Genomic DNA, 813 nt, shown 5'->3' with positions numbered 1-813 from the left:
ATCTCGGTCGGGCCGCCGTGGCCCCAGAATCTGATGTGGTGGGCGTGGCAGCGCCGCGGTCGTCGGGGGCAGCCGGGGAACGCGCAGCCTTGGTCGCGGACGGTCAGCGCGCGGCGGATGGCGTCGGGGACGGTGCGGGAGCGGCGGCCGATGTCGAGGGGTTCGGAGCGACTGCCGAGGATCAGGGGGATGACGTCGGCGTCGCAGGCCAGCCGCCGCAGGGTGGCGGCGTCGACCAGCTGCTGGTCGTCGAGGACGCCGTGGCCGACGGCGCGGCGCAGCCAGTCGTGGTCGATGGTGACCGCGATCAGCGCCCGCCCCGCCCCCGCTGCCGTGCCCGCGGTGCTGGCAGCCCGGGCGGGCTGCTCGGGTTCGGGGCGCCGCGGCGCCGGGATCAGCCCGTCCCGACCGTCCACGGGCTCGGTCGGCTCGGTCGGCTCGTCGGTCGGCTCGTTGTGGGTCCAACCGGCCGGTTCGGGGGTGGCGGGCTGGTCGGGTCGGGGTTCGTGGCGGGTGTCGGTGATCAGCCCGCCGGGGCCGAAGGCGTGGGCGAAGAGCTCTTTGAGCGCTTCGGCGCGGCGCACGGCCACGTCGCGGTGGTCGTCGGGCCCGGCGGGGCGCGACATGACCTCGAACCCGTCGTCGATCATCGTGGCGGCGATGACGTCGCTGAGGCGGGCGCGCAGGTCCAGGGTGCCGTTGCGGTGGCGCAGCAGCTGCACGGTGTCCGGGCCGTCCTCGTCGGGTGTCGGGGCGGCGCCGTCGGGGTCGAGGTGGGCCAGCAGCCGCTGCGCGGCCCGGGTCAACCCGGCC

1 protein-coding gene is annotated in these 813 nt (G+C 76.5%); it reads right to left on the bottom strand.

Annotation, left to right across the window (positions count from 1 at the left end; genetic code table 11):
* On the bottom strand, nucleotides 1–813 hold an 813-nt coding region (locus WCD41_RS31030; RefSeq protein ID WP_337719125.1), incomplete at both ends, for an HNH endonuclease signature motif containing protein.

The sequence above is a fragment of the Actinomycetospora aeridis genome, from assembly GCF_037400275.1.
GTDB classification, from domain to species: Bacteria; Actinomycetota; Actinomycetes; order Mycobacteriales; family Pseudonocardiaceae; genus Actinomycetospora; species Actinomycetospora aeridis.
Note: the sequence above shows the minus strand (reverse complement) of the source record. Positions and strands in the feature narration are given on the sequence as shown.